17 protein-coding genes are annotated in these 19,671 nt (G+C 32.0%); 13 read left to right on the top strand and 4 right to left on the bottom strand.

Features of this window, described 5'->3' with window-relative positions:
• The first annotated feature begins 128 nt into the window (after positions 1-128).
• The 8 genes from CKW03_RS01315 (at position 129) to CKW03_RS01275 (ending at position 9,795) form a co-directional block, all read left to right on the top strand.
• Positions 129-1,448 carry an erythromycin esterase family protein gene (locus CKW03_RS01315; protein ID WP_157739337.1) on the top strand — a complete coding sequence of 440 codons (1,320 nt, stop codon included), beginning with the start codon at positions 129-131 and terminating at the stop codon, positions 1,446-1,448.
• Between the two features lie 894 nt (positions 1,449-2,342).
• Positions 2,343-2,558: a helix-turn-helix domain-containing protein gene (locus CKW03_RS01305; protein ID WP_093100924.1), complete on the top strand. Its 216-nt coding sequence runs from the start codon at positions 2,343-2,345 to the stop codon at positions 2,556-2,558.
• A 21-nt stretch (positions 2,559-2,579) separates the two neighbouring features.
• Positions 2,580-3,812 (top strand): DNA adenine methylase, encoded by a 1,233-nt coding sequence (locus tag CKW03_RS01300; RefSeq protein WP_197700965.1) that lies wholly within the window; start codon positions 2,580-2,582, stop codon positions 3,810-3,812.
• Positions 3,813-3,817: 5 nt separating this feature from the next.
• Positions 3,818-5,623: an AAA family ATPase gene (locus CKW03_RS01295; protein WP_093100926.1), complete on the top strand. Its 1,806-nt coding sequence runs from the start codon at positions 3,818-3,820 to the stop codon at positions 5,621-5,623.
• Entirely contained in the window at positions 5,607-6,488 is an 882-nt protein-coding gene (locus CKW03_RS01290) for an HNH endonuclease (protein WP_093100928.1), read from the top strand. Before CKW03_RS01295 ends, CKW03_RS01290 begins: the two co-directional genes overlap by 17 nt.
• Before the next feature lie 47 nt (positions 6,489-6,535).
• Positions 6,536-8,059, top strand: coding sequence for an ATP-binding protein (locus tag CKW03_RS01285; RefSeq protein WP_093100930.1), 1,524 nt, complete (start codon positions 6,536-6,538; stop codon positions 8,057-8,059).
• The gene (locus tag CKW03_RS01280; RefSeq protein WP_093100932.1) at positions 8,049-8,711 is read left to right on the top strand and encodes a hypothetical protein; all 663 of its coding nucleotides are present in this window, start codon (positions 8,049-8,051) and stop codon (positions 8,709-8,711) included. Before CKW03_RS01285 ends, CKW03_RS01280 begins: the two co-directional genes overlap by 11 nt.
• Positions 8,698-9,795: a hypothetical protein gene (locus tag CKW03_RS01275; protein ID WP_093100934.1), complete on the top strand. Its 1,098-nt coding sequence runs from the start codon at positions 8,698-8,700 to the stop codon at positions 9,793-9,795. Before CKW03_RS01280 ends, CKW03_RS01275 begins: the two co-directional genes overlap by 14 nt.
• Before the next feature lie 225 nt (positions 9,796-10,020).
• On the opposite strand, the gene CKW03_RS01270 is transcribed toward CKW03_RS01275, so the two are convergent.
• On the bottom strand, positions 10,021-10,524 hold the full coding sequence (locus CKW03_RS01270) for a Shedu anti-phage system protein SduA domain-containing protein (protein WP_261772011.1): 504 nt from the start codon (positions 10,522-10,524) through the stop codon (positions 10,021-10,023).
• A 930-nt stretch (positions 10,525-11,454) separates the two neighbouring features.
• On the opposite strand from CKW03_RS01270, the gene CKW03_RS01265 reads away from it, so the two are divergent.
• Genes CKW03_RS01265 through CKW03_RS20875 form a run of 4 tightly spaced genes read left to right on the top strand, consistent with a single transcriptional unit; the run spans position 11,455 to position 13,795 of the window.
• Positions 11,455-12,135 carry a glycosyltransferase family 2 protein gene (locus tag CKW03_RS01265; RefSeq protein WP_093100938.1) on the top strand — a complete coding sequence of 227 codons (681 nt, stop codon included), beginning with the start codon at positions 11,455-11,457 and terminating at the stop codon, positions 12,133-12,135.
• Positions 12,135-12,464: a DUF2304 domain-containing protein gene (locus CKW03_RS20880; protein ID WP_093100940.1), complete on the top strand. Its 330-nt coding sequence runs from the start codon at positions 12,135-12,137 to the stop codon at positions 12,462-12,464. The genes CKW03_RS01265 and CKW03_RS20880 overlap by 1 nt, the downstream gene beginning before the upstream one ends.
• Entirely contained in the window at positions 12,461-13,393 is a 933-nt protein-coding gene (locus CKW03_RS01255; RefSeq protein ID WP_093100942.1) for a glycosyltransferase family 2 protein, read from the top strand. The genes CKW03_RS20880 and CKW03_RS01255 overlap by 4 nt, the downstream gene beginning before the upstream one ends.
• A 12-nt stretch (positions 13,394-13,405) precedes the next feature.
• The gene (locus CKW03_RS20875; RefSeq protein WP_093100944.1) at positions 13,406-13,795 is read left to right on the top strand and encodes a GtrA family protein; all 390 of its coding nucleotides are present in this window, start codon (positions 13,406-13,408) and stop codon (positions 13,793-13,795) included.
• A gap of 72 nt (positions 13,796-13,867) precedes the next feature.
• Here CKW03_RS20875 and CKW03_RS01245 read toward each other — a convergent pair whose 3' ends face one another.
• The 3 genes from CKW03_RS01245 to CKW03_RS01235 are packed head-to-tail and all read right to left on the bottom strand — an operon-like array spanning position 13,868 to position 19,051.
• A complete protein-coding gene (locus CKW03_RS01245; RefSeq protein ID WP_093100946.1) occupies positions 13,868-15,055 on the bottom strand; it encodes a hypothetical protein in 1,188 nt (395 codons plus the stop codon).
• Positions 15,056-15,072: 17 nt separating this feature from the next.
• Positions 15,073-17,844 carry a TonB-dependent receptor gene (locus CKW03_RS01240; RefSeq protein ID WP_093100948.1) on the bottom strand — a complete coding sequence of 924 codons (2,772 nt, stop codon included), beginning with the start codon at positions 17,842-17,844 and terminating at the stop codon, positions 15,073-15,075.
• A 10-nt stretch (positions 17,845-17,854) separates the two neighbouring features.
• A complete protein-coding gene (locus tag CKW03_RS01235; protein WP_093100950.1) occupies positions 17,855-19,051 on the bottom strand; it encodes a DUF4934 domain-containing protein in 1,197 nt (398 codons plus the stop codon).
• 102 nt (positions 19,052-19,153) lie between these two features.
• Here CKW03_RS01235 and CKW03_RS01230 point away from each other — a divergent pair, with 102 nt between their 5' ends.
• A complete protein-coding gene (locus CKW03_RS01230; RefSeq protein ID WP_093100951.1) occupies positions 19,154-19,504 on the top strand; it encodes a hypothetical protein in 351 nt (116 codons plus the stop codon).
• The last annotated feature ends 167 nt before the right edge of the window (positions 19,505-19,671 follow it).

Raw genomic sequence — 19,671 nt, 5'->3', positions numbered from 1 at the left:
ATTCTTCTCGGAAAGAACAAGAAAAAAACTGCAGAATTACGTTAGAAAAAGTAATATTATTGTTTCTTTTTGGTTAAAATTGATAATCGATGTATTTTCGCCCAAACCACATTACAAAAAGACAATTAATGAGACTTCCTTTTCTAATCATGTCCTTTTTCGCAGGTCTACATTCTGTTTTCGGACAATCAATAACGGACTTTTCAAAACTTTATCTCGATGACCTTTATAATAAAAGCAGTGAGATCCGCCAATACAAAATTGGGGACAATGATTTCAATGACCTGGAATCCATCGGAAGATCGATCGGCGAGGCAGACATTGTCTTGTTGGGAGAACCCAGCCATGGAGATGGTGGGGCAATACAGATGAAGACCAGATTGGTAAAATATCTTCATGAACATAAAGGGTTTGATGTTCTACTCTTCGAGGCTGATCTCTTTGCAATAATGTACGGTCTTTCAGGCCTCGAGGATCCCCAAGAGATCAAAAGATTTGCCAAGGAAAGTATCTACACCTGCTGGTCAGAAAGTGACGTAAGCAAGGAGTTGTGGCTGTATTACTCATCTCAACTTAAAGGTCCCAACCCCATACGTTTAGGTGGGTTCGACGTTCGCCATGCCGGGCGATACTCTAAGGACAGACTGGTTAAGTATTTGGACAGTCACCTAATCTCCATTGATTTCAATACGACTACCGATAGTTATTTGCGTTTCAAAAAGGATCTTTCCTACTTTCTGAAAGAGGAATTCAGGTCAAGAAAAGATTCGGTAGACCCCAAGAACTTCAATCTTGAGGTCGACAGGATCGAAGAGGCTGTGCGTTATAGCAGACTGGACACCAAAGAAAGGAATCTATGCATGATCGAGATCAACAATATCAGGAATCTTTTCTCCTATCTTATCGATGGAAAAAGCAGGGATGCGATCATGGCCCAGAACTTTATTCTGCTATCCAGGTATATATTTCCGGGACAGAAGATCCTGGTCTGGTCCCACAATAACCACAACGTCCTTGATGTGAACACCTATGCTTCCTATAGTAAGGAATTTGCCGAAAACTGGTATATGAACGACACCTACCGTGGATTCACCTACTTTGGAACTGACATCTTTCGGGAATTCGGGGATAGGGTCTATTCCCTGGCAATTACTTCGGGAAGTGGAAATTATTCTCCCGCATTCTTCGGTAAGGATTATTTCCATGCGGATTTTACCAAGGTTGCAAAGATACCTGCATCAGGAAAGGAATCCCTCGAAAAATATCTGCAGAACAAGAAGAGCGGAAATCGGTTCATTCCCCTGCCCGATGCTCAGGGACGGCCCAGTGGACTTCCATGGTTTTCAGGTAGATTGCTGGATCTTACCTTTGAAGCCAAAATGGATTACACTTCCTCCTTTAACGGGATCATTTATTTGGAACGTACCGTAGATCTCAATGGAAATTAGACGGTAGATAAGGTTTTCTGAACCAAATAAAGTGAATACCAATTTGTTCTTTTATATGAAAAACTCTGTCCTTAAGAAATCTCGTAGGTGCATAATTTACCAAAGCTTTTTGATTTCATTAATCATAAATTTTACTGATTAGTCTTTAACAAAAAAATGTTTCAGTTTTGTCGCTAATAGGATATTAGTTATAAAGCCCACCTTGCAAATTTTGAAAAGAAAAACCGTTGTATTTAAGCGATATCGTTGCTATCATTTATTTCATGTAACGATTAGGATAATTCATTTCCCTAGCCTCTGCCTAAACGCGGGCCATATGTCGAATCTATATGACTGAAAAAGAGTGATATCTTTAAGTTCCTTCCCGACACCTTGATCCTGAACGAAAAAGGCCTGTATGCCAATGTAAATGGAGATCGCCAAAAGCTTTATTATGAAGCAGGAACTTTTTTCGCTCTGATGACATGTAAAGGTAAATTTAATGACCGTAACAATTCCTCAAACAGTCCGTTATCATGGGAGATTAGTTCAGAAGATAAAAAAATGTGCGACATTGATCAACTTCTTAGCCTAAGGATGTTCAAAAAATCTTAGCTTTAAAAGATGGAGAAAAAACGAACTATAGTGTCGGCCTGCTGAATTTTTGACCGGGACTCCATTCAATCAAATACCATCACAGCTATCCATAGAAAAGAATTGAAAAATTATTAGTGATTTTACAGTATCGATGTTCACTAAAAAACCATTACTAATAGGCTAACTAAATTTATGGACAAAATTATAGTTCGTATAACTATGTTTAAATAAGGCTAATTTTCTTTTCACAAAAACATCTCACTAAGTGAGATGTTTTGTGAAACTTCATATATTTACGGTTTTAAACAGTTTCTCTTCATGAATAGGATAAAAGAAGTTTTGGAACAAAAAGGAATAAAACAAGTTTGGCTAGCAGATCAGCTTGGTAAAAGTTATAATATGGTTAATTCTTATGTTCAAAACCGCAGACAACCTAGTTTGGATATATTAAATCAAATTGCCGTGATACTTGATTTAGATGTAAAAGAACTGATTGTTTCCAACAAAGAGAAACAATTAGAAGAATACAAATAGTTGTATAAGAAAAAAATTATAATGAATAGATTAGAAACAGAAATAATTCACTTGGATAATCAATTGGACTTATTAACTTCTTATGACCATAATGTACCCCATATAACTAAATATATGGGTTCCAAGAGAAGTATTTTAGATTTTGTGATTGGTGCTATTAATGAAATATATACAGAGGGTAAGGTATGCGATTTATTTGCAGGTACGAGTGTTTTATCTGGAGCTTTGGGTAAATTAATTTCAATTCATTCTAATGATATTCAAGAATATTCAGCTGTATTGTCTAAAACATATTTGTCTAATTATGATTGGCAACAATTTAGTAATACACTTTTAAATGATATCCTAATCGCAGCAAGTAATCATGTTAGGGATTTCAAGGTGGAATATCCTGGTTTGAAATATGCTTACTCTGCTGAAATGACGATTAAGCAATTCGTCCAGGTAGAAAAGAAACAACAGAAATTATTAGATTATAATTTTGAAAATTCAATATATCATTTGTTTACAAAATATTATTCTGGGACCTATTGGTCATTTGAACAATGTTTGTGGATTGATGCATTGAGAAGGGTTGCAGAAGATTATAGAGATACTCCTGTCTACTATGTTATTCTTTCAAGCCTTATGTATAGTATGTCTTATTGCTCCCAAAGTACTGGACATTATGCACAGTACCGCGATGCTAATAGTGAGTCTTCTAAAAACGATATATTGATTTATCGATTAAGAGACATTATACCTTATTTTGAATCTAAATTTAATCAACTTAAACAACATCTGGGTAGTAATAATCTTGATCATACAGTTACTTCGTTAGATTACAGAAAATGCTTGGATAAAATAGAAACAGGCACTTTAGTTTATGCTGATCCACCTTATGCATTTGTTCATTATTCCAGATTTTATCATGCTATAGAAACATTGGTTAAATACGATTACCCAAAAGTGGACCATAAAGGAAGATATCGTTCTGATAGACATCAATCCCCTTTTGGAAGAAGAACGGAAGTGAAGAAAGCTTTTCAAGCTTTGTTCCTAGGAATTAAGCAGAAAAAATCAGATTTAATTCTTAGTTACAGTAATACTGGGATGATATCATTGGAAGAAATACTACAAATAGCAAAGGATAACATTGGTAAGAACTATGATGTGAGTTATAAAGAACAAGATTATAAACACAGTACTATGGGACGTAATGATGATAAATCCAAAGATGTTAAAGAATATTTAGTAATTGCTAAATTAAGATAATAGGAATGATTGATATTGATTTTACTAAACTTAAGACTTCATGGACAAAGTACGATATTGTCCAAGTTATGGAAGTAATTCATAGTGGAGATACTATTGAGAAATTCAAGAAAAGGGAGGCTGGAATTGACGAACCTATTTTGAGATCATTCTTAGGGATTAAATCACTTGAAGATCCTACGCCAAGTTATTGGATAGAGATTCAGAAATATCCGAACGAAAAAAAGCTTTTTGCTTTTTTTGCTCTCCTCTTTACACATGGAGGTGTTGTAAATGATTTTGCGGAAAAGTATTCTTCAGGAGAGATGAAAGGGGTTTTTGTTGTTGAAAATAAACATAAGCAATATACAAACATTAGAAGTGCATTAGTTGAATCTGGTGCAGCCGATCCTTCTTTTAGAAGAAAAGATACAGTTCCATATGAGTTTTCACCTATTTTTCAAAATTCTGAAGTTGGCAAATTATTTAAACAGGTATTATTAGAAAGAATTTCAAGATTAGTAGATATTGAGAAATTGTCTGATCAGGACTTTTATGATGTATGTCTAAGTAATAATTTCCATAAAGCATTAAGTGTTTCTGAACAACAGTTTAAAATGTGGATTGAAGGAGAGAATGTATCAGAATCAGGATTTATCAAATCAGTCAATATCATCGATTTTCTATCTGTAGAAAATGTTTTATTAGATTTTAATAAATCAAAAGAAATTTATTTTCTGGGTGAAAATGGGGATGGAAAGTCACTAATATTAATGGCTACATATTTAGCTTTTAATGGAAATTTTATTACAGAAAAGACGGATCAGGAAAAAACAGGAAAAGCATCAGATATCCTACGGAATAACAAAAAAATTCAATTGTCAGCTATTGATGAATATGGCTCCGAATACAATCCCCAAAGAGGATTATTTTTAAATAATTTCTTTGCATATGGTACACATAGAGGAAGAGTTAGTACAGATAATCCCGAAGAGTATGGTTTTATGTCCTTGTTTGATAGTGATGAAACAATGATTAATCCAGTGTCTTGGCTCAAAGATCAAAAATTACTAGAACTAGAGAAAAGTTTAGACAAACATAATATGATAGCTGAAGAGAAAGATTTACCAAATTCTTTTTCAGTTGTTGAGCTAGAAGAAATGTTTTTTGATTTATTAGAAAGACATGTTGAAATAAAAATTGATGGTGCAGGAGTAACATTTAAAGAGAAAAATGCGACCTTAACATTTGATCAACTTTCAGAAGGTTATAAAAGTATTTTAATATTCGTATCAGATTTGATCTACAGATTGAATAAAAATGCAAAAGAAGGTCAAAGCATTAAAGATTTAAAAGGGATTGTCCTTGTTGATGAAATTGATTTGCATTTACATCCTAAATGGCAAAGAATCGTTGTGAAAAAATTACGTAGTATATTTCCAAATGTACAATTCATCTTCACTTCTCATAGCCCTACAATAGTTCAGGGAGCTTCAGATGATGCGATTTTATATAGGGTTTATCGTAATCCGGAAGATGGTAAAACAAAAGTAAGCGATCCTTATTTTAGGAAAGATCTTAATAGATTAATGATTAATACCCTTATAACATCTCCTTTATTTGGATTAGAGGATTCACGTCTTAATTCAGAAGAAGATTATGCAGACACAAGCGAAACATATTTATTATATAGAATAAATCAACAGCTAGAAAATACTTTAGCAGAACAAAGGGAAGCAGGTAAAATATTTCTGAGTGATACAGATATAGACGAGATGATTCAGCAAATTATTAATGAAGAACTAGGAAATAAAGATGATAAAAATAACTAAAAGCCTAGATAATATCCCAGAGTCGTTAAAACCTGCTTTTGCTGATTTATTTCCAGATCGTATAAGGAGAAACGTAGTTTCAATTCCGCAACACTCTAATAAAACTCATGAACGGAGAATGCAAGTCATTGAGGCTGGTTTTTATCCTAGTCAAGACCCAGCTAAGGTTATATATATAACCAATGATGATAATTCTACTTCCAAAATTCCTACAAAAAATTACAATTCTAGATATAAATTAGATGACATCAGAGATGCTTTGAACATTATATATAAAGGAAAATGTGCCTTCTGCGAGCAGAAGGAAGAATTAACACATGTGGAGCATTTTAGACCAAAAGATACATATTATTGGCTAGCGTTTTCTTGGGATAATTTACTCATGTCATGCCCAACATGCAACACACATAAAAGTACAAACTTTGAAATAGATGGTGTTTTAGTAAACTTTGAGAACACAGAATTAAACATCCGAAATATTAATTCTAGTTCAACTACATATGACGCAATTGAGATCCCTAAAATGGTTAATCCTGAAGTAACTGATCCTAATGGTTTAATCTATTTTGAAAAAGATGGAAGTATAAAATCAGACAATCCTCGTTTCTCATATACTATTGAAACTTGTAAAATAGACAGAAAAAGCCTTAACGATAGCAGAAGAAGTCTTTTAGACCGATTTCGGCAGCATATTCGAGATGCGTTTATTATAAATGCTAACGAACACGATCAACAAGTTGCGATAACTACTAATACAAGAAATTTCATTCGTGATTCAATAAACGAAAATGAAGACTTTTTAGCATTTAGGCGATTTGCAATTGCTAATAATTGGATGAACGATATTATTAAGGATATAAATTAAATTTTGATACGATTGGGTATCTGATTAATATATGAATTTTATTATTTATGAATAAGTTTCAAATCAACCTGAATGTAGGCAATCGTTTTTGGACACCAAAAGGACTAGGTGCAATGGGTATGGAACCAACACAAGCTATTGCTGAGTTAGTTGCAAACTCACTTGATTGGCGTACTGAAAATGAAAATACAAAGCCCCTAATTCAGGTCATAATTTCTAAAAATTCGATAGAAGTAAAGGATAATGGAGTTGGAATGACTGCTGAAGAGCTGCAGAATGCTATTCAGGTTTCAGTCGCTAATGATAGTTTACGTCCATCTCTTCGTGTAAGGAAAGGAATGTTTGGAATGGGAATGAAAGTAGCTTGTTTGAGCTTAGGATGGAAAATTGCGATTCATAGCCGATCATTAAGTGAGAGAAATATTGAGCACACACTTTTGCTAAATACTAGGGAATTAGATTCTGATGGCATAAGCAATGAATATAGAAATAATATTACAGGCGAATCGACTGAAAATTTATTAAATAGTCCTTTGAATGATTGGAGGTCGGGAACTTCAATTCTAATTGAAGACTTAAGCCATCGTCCTTTAACAGCCATAGCTGTAAGAGATGCTCTTCAAGAAATCTTTAGTCCAGAAATATCAATTGAAAATGTTAATATACAAGTAATAGATAAGGAAAATGATATTGAATATAATTGCGGAAAGATTGAAGTACCTGTTTATCCTGAAACAATTATCAATCTGGACGAACTCAATCTAATCGTAAATGATGAAGTAACTGGAGATCCTGTGCAAGTAAAAGGTTGGCTTGGATTAATGAAAACGAGTTCGTCTGGTTTGGGGAAATGGGGTTTACATCTTTTTAAAAATAATCAAGTAATAGAAAGATTCCATCAATTACCTAGCAGATTGGGTGGTTTAATGCCTAAAAATCCACATCCAAAATTTGGTAGAACTTATGGAGAAATTCATTTGGATATGTGTATGCCTTCATTTCATAAAGTTGGTTTTGATTATTCAAAAGAAAGCTGGAAGAAATCATCTGAAATTTTAGAATCTTCGATTGCCACAATTATGCAAGCTTCTGAAGAATTTAAAGCAAGTGATCATGAAAAGGTTAAGGAAACAATTAAAAAAGTTCAAAAAAATAAAAGAGCCATTAAGAAAGCACTTTCTAATGTAAGATCAACGACAACAGGAACAGAAAAAATTGGGGCTCCGGAAAACTCAATTATTCTCACTACAGGAGATTGGTTTATAATTGTGGATCCGATCATAGATAAATTAGGTGAAAATGAAAAAAATAAACCTTGGATTTATCATTTTAGAAAAGAGTCCAGAGAATTAGCAATTATTATTAATGAAGAATCTCCAATACATAGAAACCTCATTAGTGGCGATAGTGATGATAAAACTATTTCTCTTTTAATAAGTTGGGCTATATCAGATTGTATTTTATTGCTATTATGTGAAGAGTTTGGTTATGAATTGAAAGATGCAGTTGCTTTTCGAGATGAGCAGTTAGTTTGGTTAACATCTGGAAAAGGAGGAAGCAATGAAGGATAAACTAAAACTATTAAATTCAACTATTCCTCTTCAAGATCGATATGATACGTTTCTACTCTGGCAATCATCTATCAACCATGTAGTAATTGAATTTATGGCTCAAGATCTTGGATTAAATGTTAGCGAGGTTGCTGTGTTCAATGAATTAGGTGAATTAGAGGAAGATGAATTTGATATTATAGATAAAACAGGATTTGATATCGGACTTCTTTTTATTGTGGTGAGAGCTCCTGAAAAAGTGAGAAGAATAATGTATAGTCGTTCTGAAGAAATTTTAAAATCTTCTCAGCCATTAACTTTTCTGAAAGAAATTGTTGATGAACATAGTGATTATACTGGTATTGAAGAATTAGTAAAACAAATTTCTGGCGATTGTTGGAAATCTATAGCAAGTTATTTAAAGCAAAGAAATATTATATCAGGCACTATCAACTTAAAGATAAGGAGCATGCTTATGCAGATAGGTAATAAAATTAACAGAAAATCTGGCGTAAGTGATAAACAATATGAATGGATTGTTAGGGCAATTCAGCATGATCATGCACAGTCAATAGGAGTTTTTACGAATGAAACAATTATGACGGATTTCAATGATGATTATCAACTAATCGCTAGAATTCATGAACATATAGAAAGGTATGAAACAGACTAATGCCGAAATATTTAGTAATGCAATTTTCAATCTCCCTAAACAACGGGATGAAAATAGCATTGAGGACTATTTAGATAATTTTTGTAATGATTATTTAAATGAACTTAAAAAATTTGATGGCGATTTGGGAAACCAAGTAAAATCTAATATTCCATTTATAGAAGATCAAATCTCAAAGGTAAAAGAAAGTCTTGCATTTTATTTGCAAGGGTTTCCATCCTTAGCTTATGCTTCTCTATCAGAAGCGTTAAATTTATTGGATAACATTAGTTATTTACCAATACAAAAAGCAGATTTAAACACTTTTAATTCGCCATTTTATCGTGTGAGAATCTCTAACAGTAAAACATTAAAAAGAGAAGAATTATTTCATATTCCCTTTGAGATAAGAGAGAAAGTATCTACTCAACGATATAGTATTCCAGGTTTACCATGTTTATATCTTGCCGATTCCATTTTTGTATGTTGGGAAGAACTTGGAAGGCCTGATATAAATACATTTCATGTAGCAAGGGCAGATCTTTCTCAATCAAAATTGAAATTTTTATTTTTTGACACTTCCCCAAACGAGATTAAAAAGAAATGTTTTCCAACTAAAAGCCCTGAGGGTAAATTATTAAACTTGTTAATCCCATTTCTCTGTTATTGGCCAATTTTAGCAGCATGCTCATTGATAGTAAAAAAACCTAATGAGGTGTTTAAACCAGAGTACATAATTCCTCAATTACTTTTACAATGGGTTGTATCAGATCAAAAGGTGGATGGAGTGGTTTATAAATCAAATAGAATAAAAGTTTCAAAACATAACATGGGAACTTTTCGGAATGTGGTGATTCCTGTAAAGAAGATTGAAGCGAAAGGGATATGTCCTCAATTGAAAAAGAAAATTAAACTTACCAACCCCATCTCTCATCAACTTCTTGAAATATCAGGAAATAAGCCAAATATTAAAGCAGTTGAGGTGGCTGATTTGCAAAGAGCAATGTATATAGAATTGATTGAAGGAGAAAAATCGGCTTATTCAGAAACCATTTTTGGTAAGTTAGAAGAAAAGTTAAAAACGATACAAGCGAGATATTTATAAACATAATAAATTCTTTCGTCGCACAGAAAAATATGAATTTAGATAGGGACTGTCCCACTAATATATAAAATGACCGACCTCTTTTCCATCCTGATATAGTCCACTCGCTTTTGTGAAGCTAAGCATTCCTAGTAGCTCTTCCATCTTACTATAGAGTATATCTTCGGGGGTTGTTGTTTGGTGCATGGGTGTTTTTCGTTAAAGGTCGAAAATTGGACTAAAAAGCTAATTGACACGCAACCGTCCTAACTTATTGATATATCCTACGTATAATAATTCCAATTCTTCATATGTCACCACTTCAATTCCAGGAAAATGGTCTCCCAATTTTTCACGGAATATATCTTGGGCTTCCAGTTTTTCGTCCAATCGTCCGACGAGAAGTTGGAATGAATTACGTTCGGGCAAATATCCCATCTTCAATGTAAGTTCATCAGCATTCTCTTGTTTATTCGTGTATTTACGATAATCGGAAATCTGGTATAGGTGATCATGCATTTCTGAACTGAATCTAGGGCGCTTCTTGTTCATTTTGACGATCATTTGGACATTTTCCTTTTTTACTTCAAAAAATGTCGTGTTCTGGTGGGAAGGCACGTCAGGTATAAGGATAAAATCACAATTCTGCCTACAATTATCCTGTTTCTCTTTCAGACTGAGTTCGTATTTGTGATCAGCATAGCTATCCCGGTACAAAAGGCTGGGATTCTGCAGGAATAATTGATGGATAACCGTCCGTCTCCATCGTTTTTGAGATAAGTATTTTTGTGGAATCGTGATGACAATATTTAAAAATAATTGAACTCATCAATATCCTCCCAAAGTTTTTTTAGTTCAAGCAATATTTCATTAGCTGTTTTATTTCTTTATCCAAATCCTGAATCGTCTAACGCTTACTATCAAATCTTGAGTATTGTGTCCTATTTGAACTTCTTTCAGTTAATCGCCATCTATTTTCTAAGCAATAAATACGCGCTTGATTGTTTTCAATTGTCACATCAAGCCAAGCGCCATGTATAAAACTGTTTCTTGGCCTTTGGAACGGTTTTAGTTTTGAAACGATTTGCAAAGTTCTTTCCTCTTCATAATGGCGAGAAAATGAAAGCTTTTTTATTTGCTCCAAATTAACGTGAAGTGAATTTTCTTTAATTAAAAAATGATTGATCAGTTCATCATCAGAATTTATAAGTCTCTCAATAATATGAGTAATTAGACTTTCAATTTCTGAAAATCGAATGCTAAGTAAGCCTATTCTAGTATAAAAAGGTGTATTAATTTCATTTAGTTCTTGTAATTCGTATTTATAAGGTCTAATTGCTGTTAAGTAGATAATTAACTAATTTTAGGATATGGTTTTTCTTCATCAGCTATTTCTCCAAAATACGATTCTTCAAAGTTTGGTAAAAAAGCTTAATGTCGAGTAGAAGTTCTCCTACTACCTATGAATTTATAGCCTGCAAAATTTTGGTTTTCCAACAATTATCCGGGCTCTTCAATTAAACACAAATGGAGAAGGAGTTTTTATGCCAAAAAATTTATTTAAGACAGTAGTATTCCAGAAACAAAAAACATAATTGTCATCCTTTTCTTTTAACTTAACTACAATCTTTTTATATTTAAAATAATCGATTTCAAATACATCTAAACCAATTAATACTTATGAAAGATAAGGTTCATGTTATAGTTCCTGTTTTCAACGAAGATCCTGAAGTCCTGAAAGAGACTTTACATCAACTCATATTGAAAGACTATATAGTAGTACTGGTTGACGATGGAAGTCTGATTAGTGCTAGTTCCTATTTGGAAGATTACCCTATTCACCATTTAAGACATATTGTAAATTTGGGACAAGGGGCAGCTCTTCAAACCGGAATATCTTATTCAATAAGTATTGGAGGTTCTGTTTTCGCAACTTTTGATGCCGACGGACAACATGATCCAGATGATATTGAGCGAATGGTAACTTCTCTTACTAAAGATGAAGTGGATATCGTTTTAGGTTCCAGATTTTTAGAAAATAAAAGTAACATAGGATGGCAAAGGAGACTTATTTTACAATTAGCAAGGGTGATAAACTTTATTTTCACAGGTGTTTTTATGACAGACTCTCATAATGGATTACGTGTCTTTAATCTAAAAGGAGCACGTCTATTTATTTTCAAGGAAAATAGAATGGCGCATGCAACAGAGATATTAATTAATCTTAGCAAGGAAAAGGTTGCGTTTCAGGAATATCCAGTAAATATTACTTACTCTGAATATTCGAAAAGAAAGGGTCAGAAAAACATTGACTCATTAGTTGTATTAAAAGATCTAATCTTTCACAAAATCTTTCAATAATGAATATTATACAGATTGTGTTAATGCTTTTCGTAAGCTTTATGTACATATATTGGATATTAATCTATAAGATAAGTTATTTTTACAGAGCAATAGTAACTTTAATTTATATTGTAGGAATAATTTTTATATTATTCCCTAATTATGCAAACAATTTAGCGTCCGTATTCGAGGTTGGAAGAGGAGCCGATTTAATTATGTACTTTTCTTTAGTGACCTTCACCTTTTTTCATTTGCGAATGTATTCTAAGAACCGAAAATTAGAACAAGATGTCACGAAAATTGTCCGAGAAAATGCTATTCAAAACGTTATCAAACCAAAAATATGAAACGATTAGATCTTAAAATATCTATTATTATTCCTTGTATGAACGAGGAAGCCAATATTTTGCCATTATTTAAAAATATCAACAAACAGTTAAAGGAAAAATATAGTTTTACAGTTTTATTTGTAGATGATGGAAGCAATGACAATACTTTATCAACTATTAAAGGATTGGCCAGATCGAACGTAAATGTAAAATACATCAGTCTTTCAAGAAATTTCGGACATCAAATGGCGTTAAAAGCAGGTTATGATCATGTAGATGGAGATGCTATCATCTCTATGGATGGTGATATGCAACATCCCGTAGAAATATTGGAAGAAATGATAAAGAAATGGGAAGATGGATATGATGTAGTATCTAGTCGCAGACAAGATACTACCAGTTCAGTATTTAAGAGGAAAAGTTCCACTTTATTTTACAAAATTTATAATTCTTTCTCAAAAATTAAGTTAAACGAGGGAACTGCCGACTTCCGACTTATTGATGCCAAAGTATTAAATGCTTTTAGAGAAATTAAAGAATCCAATATGTTTATAAGAGGTCTGATAGCTTGGATGGGATTTAAGCAGTATGAACTATTTTATACTGTTGAAAAAAGACTTTATGGAAAATCAAAATATTCCATAAGGAAAATGTTTTCACTATCACTTGACGGTTTCACATCTTTTAGTATATCACCCCTTAGAATCAGCTCATTAGTTGGGATAACTTTATCAATGATATCATTTATATATGTAATTTATGCCCTTTATATGCATTTGTTTACCCATGACACAGTGCCTGGGTGGACTTCTTTAATGGTATGTTTCCTATTTGTTTCTGGATTACAATTTATTATGATTGGAGTTGCTGGTGAGTATATTGGAAAAGTATTCCTAGAGGTCAAAAACCGTCCTCTCTATATAATTTCGGAGGATAATTTATCATAAGTATCGGAAAACATGGTTAAATTTCAATTCGATAAATATAAAAAGATACTTTCGTATGGTATAATATCTTTGATTTCTTTTACTAGTGACTTTTTGATTTCAAAGTGGCTATTTAAATTATCTTTCCCAATTATTCTTTCAAATTCAATTGGATGGATTTCTGGTGCTATTTGCCATCTTGTTTTATCAAAATACTTTGTGTTTCAAAGCAAAAAAAAAATCGGATTATCAGTAATATTGGTCTATATTTTCAACCTTATTTTTAATAATATTATTGTTCTCCAACTTTACAATCAGAACGGCTTGACCTTCCTCATTTGTAAAACAGTTGCAACTGCCATTCTTTTTTTCTTTAATTTTTTCGTTTTATCCCGATATTTTTCAATCAAACTTTCTGTATAACTTTTATTCCCAAACAATCTTCCCCAAATAAAATGCAGTTAATGGAGATAATCAAATATAATTTTTTCAATATCAAGACCAATTTTGCGAATATGAGAATGTGTATATAGAAAGGACAATTACAATGACGATTATCGCAAATTTAGTCCAACCTTTTAAAGAGAATTTGTACTTAACCAATAATTCAAACAAAAGAAGGATTAAAAAAGGAATGGCCAAATAAACATATCGATCGGCAATAAGAACCTTTCTTGCTAAGGGTAAAATATGGACACTTAAGATTAAGTTAGAAAGAAATATCAAAAAAAACAATAAAGATTTCTTGTCTTTTAAAGTGCATAAATAATAAACAATTAAAAAAAAGATTATGGGATAAACATAAAAATAAACTGGAATAGATGTACCAGGGGTGTATGGAAATGCATAAAATTTATTCAAATTAATTGGAGCTATTATTTTATAAATATATTCTACAATAGCAAAACATGCCAAAATGAGTCTCTCAGATAACGGATAGTATTGGGTCTCAAGCCGATCACCAAAACCCTTTTCCTGAATGATTATAGATAATACTCCAAATATTAAAGCAATGAAAAAAAAGATTACCGTTCTGTAAATAATTTTTTTCTTTTGAACAGGTTTCTTTTCTACTAGTATTTCAATGAGCAGTATTACAACTGGAAGAATTACAGCCTGTTCTTTGGACAGAATACTCATTATGAAAAATAAAAGGGATAATAAATAATATTTATATCCACCACCTTGTTCCTTTGATACCAAATAGCTCCAAATTGACAATATGGAAAATAAACTGAACAATAAAATTTTTGATGCAGAAATCCATATAACTGATTCGACCTGCATGGGGTGAATACCAAATATTAAAGCAGTGACGAATACAACATACATTCTCCATTCTTGAGAAATTACTCCTAGACCCCCTATTTTCTTTAACAAAAAGAACAGCAGGACAGTATTTAGACAATGAATTAGAATATTAAAAAAATGAAAAGCAATAGGGTTATATCCAAAAACATTATAAACAAGTGAATAATATAAAGTATTCAACGGTGAATATTGCCCGTGATAAGATTCAGTAAATATGGATATAAGGTCCTGAATGGTCAATAACTTCACAAAATCATTGGAAAGCAACATCCAGCCATCATCTATTTTAGAGAATCCTGTAAACATTCCTGGTGCTAATATAAGCAGAGGATATATAAACAAAAAAAACGACAAATAGAATTCTTTTTTCATATACTTTGATTATGATATTAGAAAAATCTAGGAAAATAAGATAAATTCAACATCACATATCTACGTATTATATTATTTGTCTCATATAAAGTATATGTGCTTGTAGAATTTGTATTTATAGAGGAATTATTATTTAAAACATCAAGGACGGACAGTTTAATCTCCAAATTGCTCTTTTTCATAGCCCGATATGAAACTGAAACATTCCAAAGGAAAACATTATCTGAATTATTTATATTTTCGACATTCAAGTAAGAAACATTAGTATTCAAAAACAATCTTTTCCTAATCCCAACCCCAAGGCTCAGGTTTGAGTCTGAAGTCTTATTTTTGAAGTTAATATTCTTCTGATTTTTCTGCAGAAAATAATCTAACTGTTGATATGCACCAAGTTTGATAAAATCTGAAAAATTAAACAACAAATCTAACTTTCCATTATAGTTCATACTTTCTAATCTCTCGTAATAATCGTTGATAACTTGACCTTTTTTTGAAAGAATTCCAATATTAGAAAGTTTAACAGTAAAATTATTCTTTGAGGATACTTTATAAGATTTACGGAAATTGGCTGAAGAAATATAGCTCACTTGTACATTCTGGTCGTTCTCAAAAAACACGTTTCTCAGTCCATCATTATTATAAGTTATATTAGGTGTAAATGCGTTTTTTAAAAACTTTACATGAAAAGCTAGATCATAATTGAGACCTGTTGGCTTTAAATTTGTAAATATATACCTAAGACTAATATTATTTTCCTTATTATTTTTCAAGTTCATATTTCCATATGTCTGATTAAGTAAATTAATACTATCAACAACAGGTGCTAATAATTCTATTGAAGGGATTCCATATGAAATATTCCAAGATAGGTTAAAATCTTTGACTGAATTCTGCTCTATTTTATTTAGATAATTCAAATGAATTGAAGGTAAAAGAAAAGTATTGGATCGTTTTAAATTCCTGCCCGAATAACCAGATCTTACATCATCATTAGATATCTGAAAATCCAAATTTGAATAAAACCCAAAGCTCTTTTCATACCTCATATATAATTCATCTATAATAAATTTTCTACCTAAGCTCAGAGATGAACTTGAAAAGAGGTGTGATTGTTCTTCTTTAAAGGTAAGAGATTTATTGAGATTCAAGGAGTCTCTTACTCTATTGTCCGAATTGTTGTTGATTAATAAAATTCTCTGCGCCAAATCAATATCAACTATGCCATTCAATTTACGCGGAAATATTCTTTCAAATTTAGAGAATGCGTCGTGATTCATAGTATTTCTCTTAACTTGGGAATCTCTCAGAAAAGATCTGAAATCAAAGTCGACGTTAGAACTTTTTATCTGTTTCTCTATGTGTATATTAGAGGAAGAGGGGTTAAGTAGTAAATTATACTTTAAATAAATGTTGTCGTACAACTTCATCCGATCTATCTTTGATTTGCCGTAAATTCTTAACGCGGTATTAAGGTTAAAAATACTTTGATCAAGGTCTTCTTGTGATTTGCTGTTCTCACGATTTTCAACACCATGGATCTGGCTAATTGCTGATGAATTTCTATTATTATCTTCTTTCCGTCTTTCGAGCTTCGCTATAATATCTAAATTTATTTTATTAACTTTTGTAAATTTATAGCTCACGTTTCCAAGAAAATTATTAAAGTCAGAAGTCTTATTTTCTTTGGTGAGCGTCGAATTATCCATTTCATCCGAGGACAACCAAGTAATATTTGAGTTACGTTCCGAAAATGAGTTAGTCAATTTTTGAAACAGGTCAACTTTTAATTCATTATTATTGTCCGACATCATCGGAGAGGTCTTTTTCCTGAAATTATGGTTTAATAATATTCCTAAACCAGAATCTTCATGATAGCCCATTTTTCTCAAATCTGAAAAATAATTAACATTCAAATTCACACCGCCAAACGTTGTATTATTGAGCAATTGATCTATATTGTTTAAAGGCTTGTTGATATTGCTTTTTGTCCCACCTACAGATAATTGACTAGAAGAATTAAATAAACTTGAGATAGCTTCAAATTCTTTCTGATTGTTACTACCCAAACCAGCACCAATTTTACCAAAAATCCCTCGATCTTTTCCATTCTTTAATACAATGTTTGCATCCTTGGTCTCACGTTTATCTCGGTCTGTATCAAAAATTTGCACTTTATTAATAATGTTCTTGGGTAAATTTTGAAGGGCCAAGTTCATATTAGTGGAAAAAAACTCTTTTCCGTTTACATAAAGTTTATTTATTTTCTTGCCATTATATGTGATTTCATTGTCTCCCCAGATTGTTATCCCTGGTAATTTTGTCAACAAGTCTCCCGCAACCGCATTAGAATCCAATTGAAAAGCATCTGCATTAAACTCTATCGTATCCCCGTTCAATCTAACGGGAGACAAGATTTCTACCATCTCAATTTCATATGATTGCGGAAATAAATACAATCTCCCGAGATCTACACTCGAGTCACGCATAACTATTTCCTGTTCAAATAGATTATATCCCATGCTATTGACTTGCAAACGAAATGAAGTATTAGGAGGTAGGTTTTCGAGAATAAATCTACCACTTCGACTAGATAATGCAACGCTATGGATTTTATCTACACCTTGTTTATAAACTGCAACCGACGCAGCCTCTATCCCTATATTTCTAGTTGAATCGTGCAATGAACCAGAGAGAGAAAGACCCTTATTTTTTTTCATATTGGTTTGAGCTTTAGCACCAAACTCACAAAAAAAAATAAATAGTAGTAACAAAATTGTATAAACTTTCATAATTAACTCATCATTTCAAAGATGAAATCACTAAAATGGGGTTTCTGAATACATCTCTTTTTTTTACGATTTCGTTTACAAAGGGAGGTGCTGTACTTAATTGGTTAATCATCGCAGCTTCACTATAATGTTCTACCAGATCTTGTGGATATACCAATGAATACAAAAGTTCATTGTTACTATCTAAAAAAAAACTTTCATTTTTAGGTGATGATAACGGCATAAAGTTATTTAACTCTGAAGGCATAACTTTATTTAAATCATATACTTCACCCGTCTCCCAATTAAAAAAAATAGATGAGATGCCATTTAGAGAAATGTGACTTCTTAAATTTAAAATCGCAAAATCTTTTGCCATCAAAATATTCGTAATGCCGATAATTGCATTCGGATAGTTGGATTTAATAACCTGATTAATTTTTCCAAAGTTATTCTTAGTAAAATTATTAGGTAAGGAGTATTGAAAGGGGAATATTAACTTTTTGGCTGAAATCTGGGCACTAGAGTCTACCGAGTAAATTTTATTTTCGTAAGGTTCGCTCCAATACAGCTTTCCATTGTACGAATTCTTGCTTATACGATTGGGAAACGAGGAGTAATCAGACTTAAATTTCGGGTCAAAATATGAAAATGTTATAGTTTCATCGTCTTGGAAAAATTGAACATTCTCAAGTTTTTTCTCATCATAAAAATAATTTGATAATAGAATTGAATTTCCAAGAAAACCCATGCCGTCTAAGGTATACCATTCTTTATTTTGTCCTAAAAATTTACCTTCAAAATCAAATATCCCCATCGTCACATTGTCCATAGATGTTCCGTAGATAGCATAGATCTCCTTTTTTGCTTTGTTAATAAAAACTGAGGAAAATAAAATTTCTGCACGATTACATTGTGCACAATTTGGCACTTTATCTATTTTATGTTTAAAATGTCCGTCAGTTCCAAAAAACAAAATTGCCTTTCCCCTCCTATCAAAAACAATAATTTCCGTATCAGTTGCCCAAAAATCATCCACTTCTTGAATCATTGAGTTTTTATTACTTTCAAGAGGAATGTATTTCACACTCAGAAATAAATCTTCGACATTTGCGCCTCTACTCTGATGGAGTGGAATCCTCAATTCCTCTTCCGTTTTTTGGGCAAAAGAAATCGAAACAAATGATATTAAAAACAGGAGAACTATAAAAGTTTGTCTTAATCTCATAACTTTTTTATTTTTTTTTCATTTTAAGTTTTGTTAGCAGAAATTGAATATATATATTTATAACGATAATTTAAAAAAGTCTAACCAAAAAAACATTTTATTATGAAAAAACGGATTAATTATGTTGCCGTGCTATTATTCTTACTTGCATTTGTAGTTAACATTTCAACAAACATTAACGGTGAAACCTTTTTCATCAAGAGGAGTGAAGCGCAAAGTTCAGGAACAGTAACTTATGTACCTTATAAATTAGAACAGTACAGTAAGTTGGAACAGATAGAAGTAGGCTTCCCGCCAAAATTTGTCTGGAAACAGGTTCAATATTGTCGAGAGGGGAATAGTTTAATGTGTACTGACAGTAAAGGCAATACATTTATTTATAAGGCGACTGATACGGATACCGACACGGACACCGACACAGATACTGACACCGACACTTCCCCAAATTCATAATTTCCCCCAATTAATTGTTTTTATAAACTAACTTTACCTGCCTCAAGGTGAGTTTAAATTTATACACAATATCAATTTCATGGAAATTGATATTGTGTATTGAAGATTTTATATACAAGCTAATTAATAGGTAGGCATTTAATTAACAAACCACATTTTATTTAACA

This window comes from Sphingobacterium mizutaii, from assembly GCF_900187125.1.
Taxonomy (GTDB): Bacteria; Bacteroidota; Bacteroidia; order Sphingobacteriales; family Sphingobacteriaceae; genus Sphingobacterium; species Sphingobacterium mizutaii.
The sequence above is the reverse complement of the archived record's forward strand: the minus strand, read 5'-3'. Positions and strand labels throughout refer to the sequence as shown.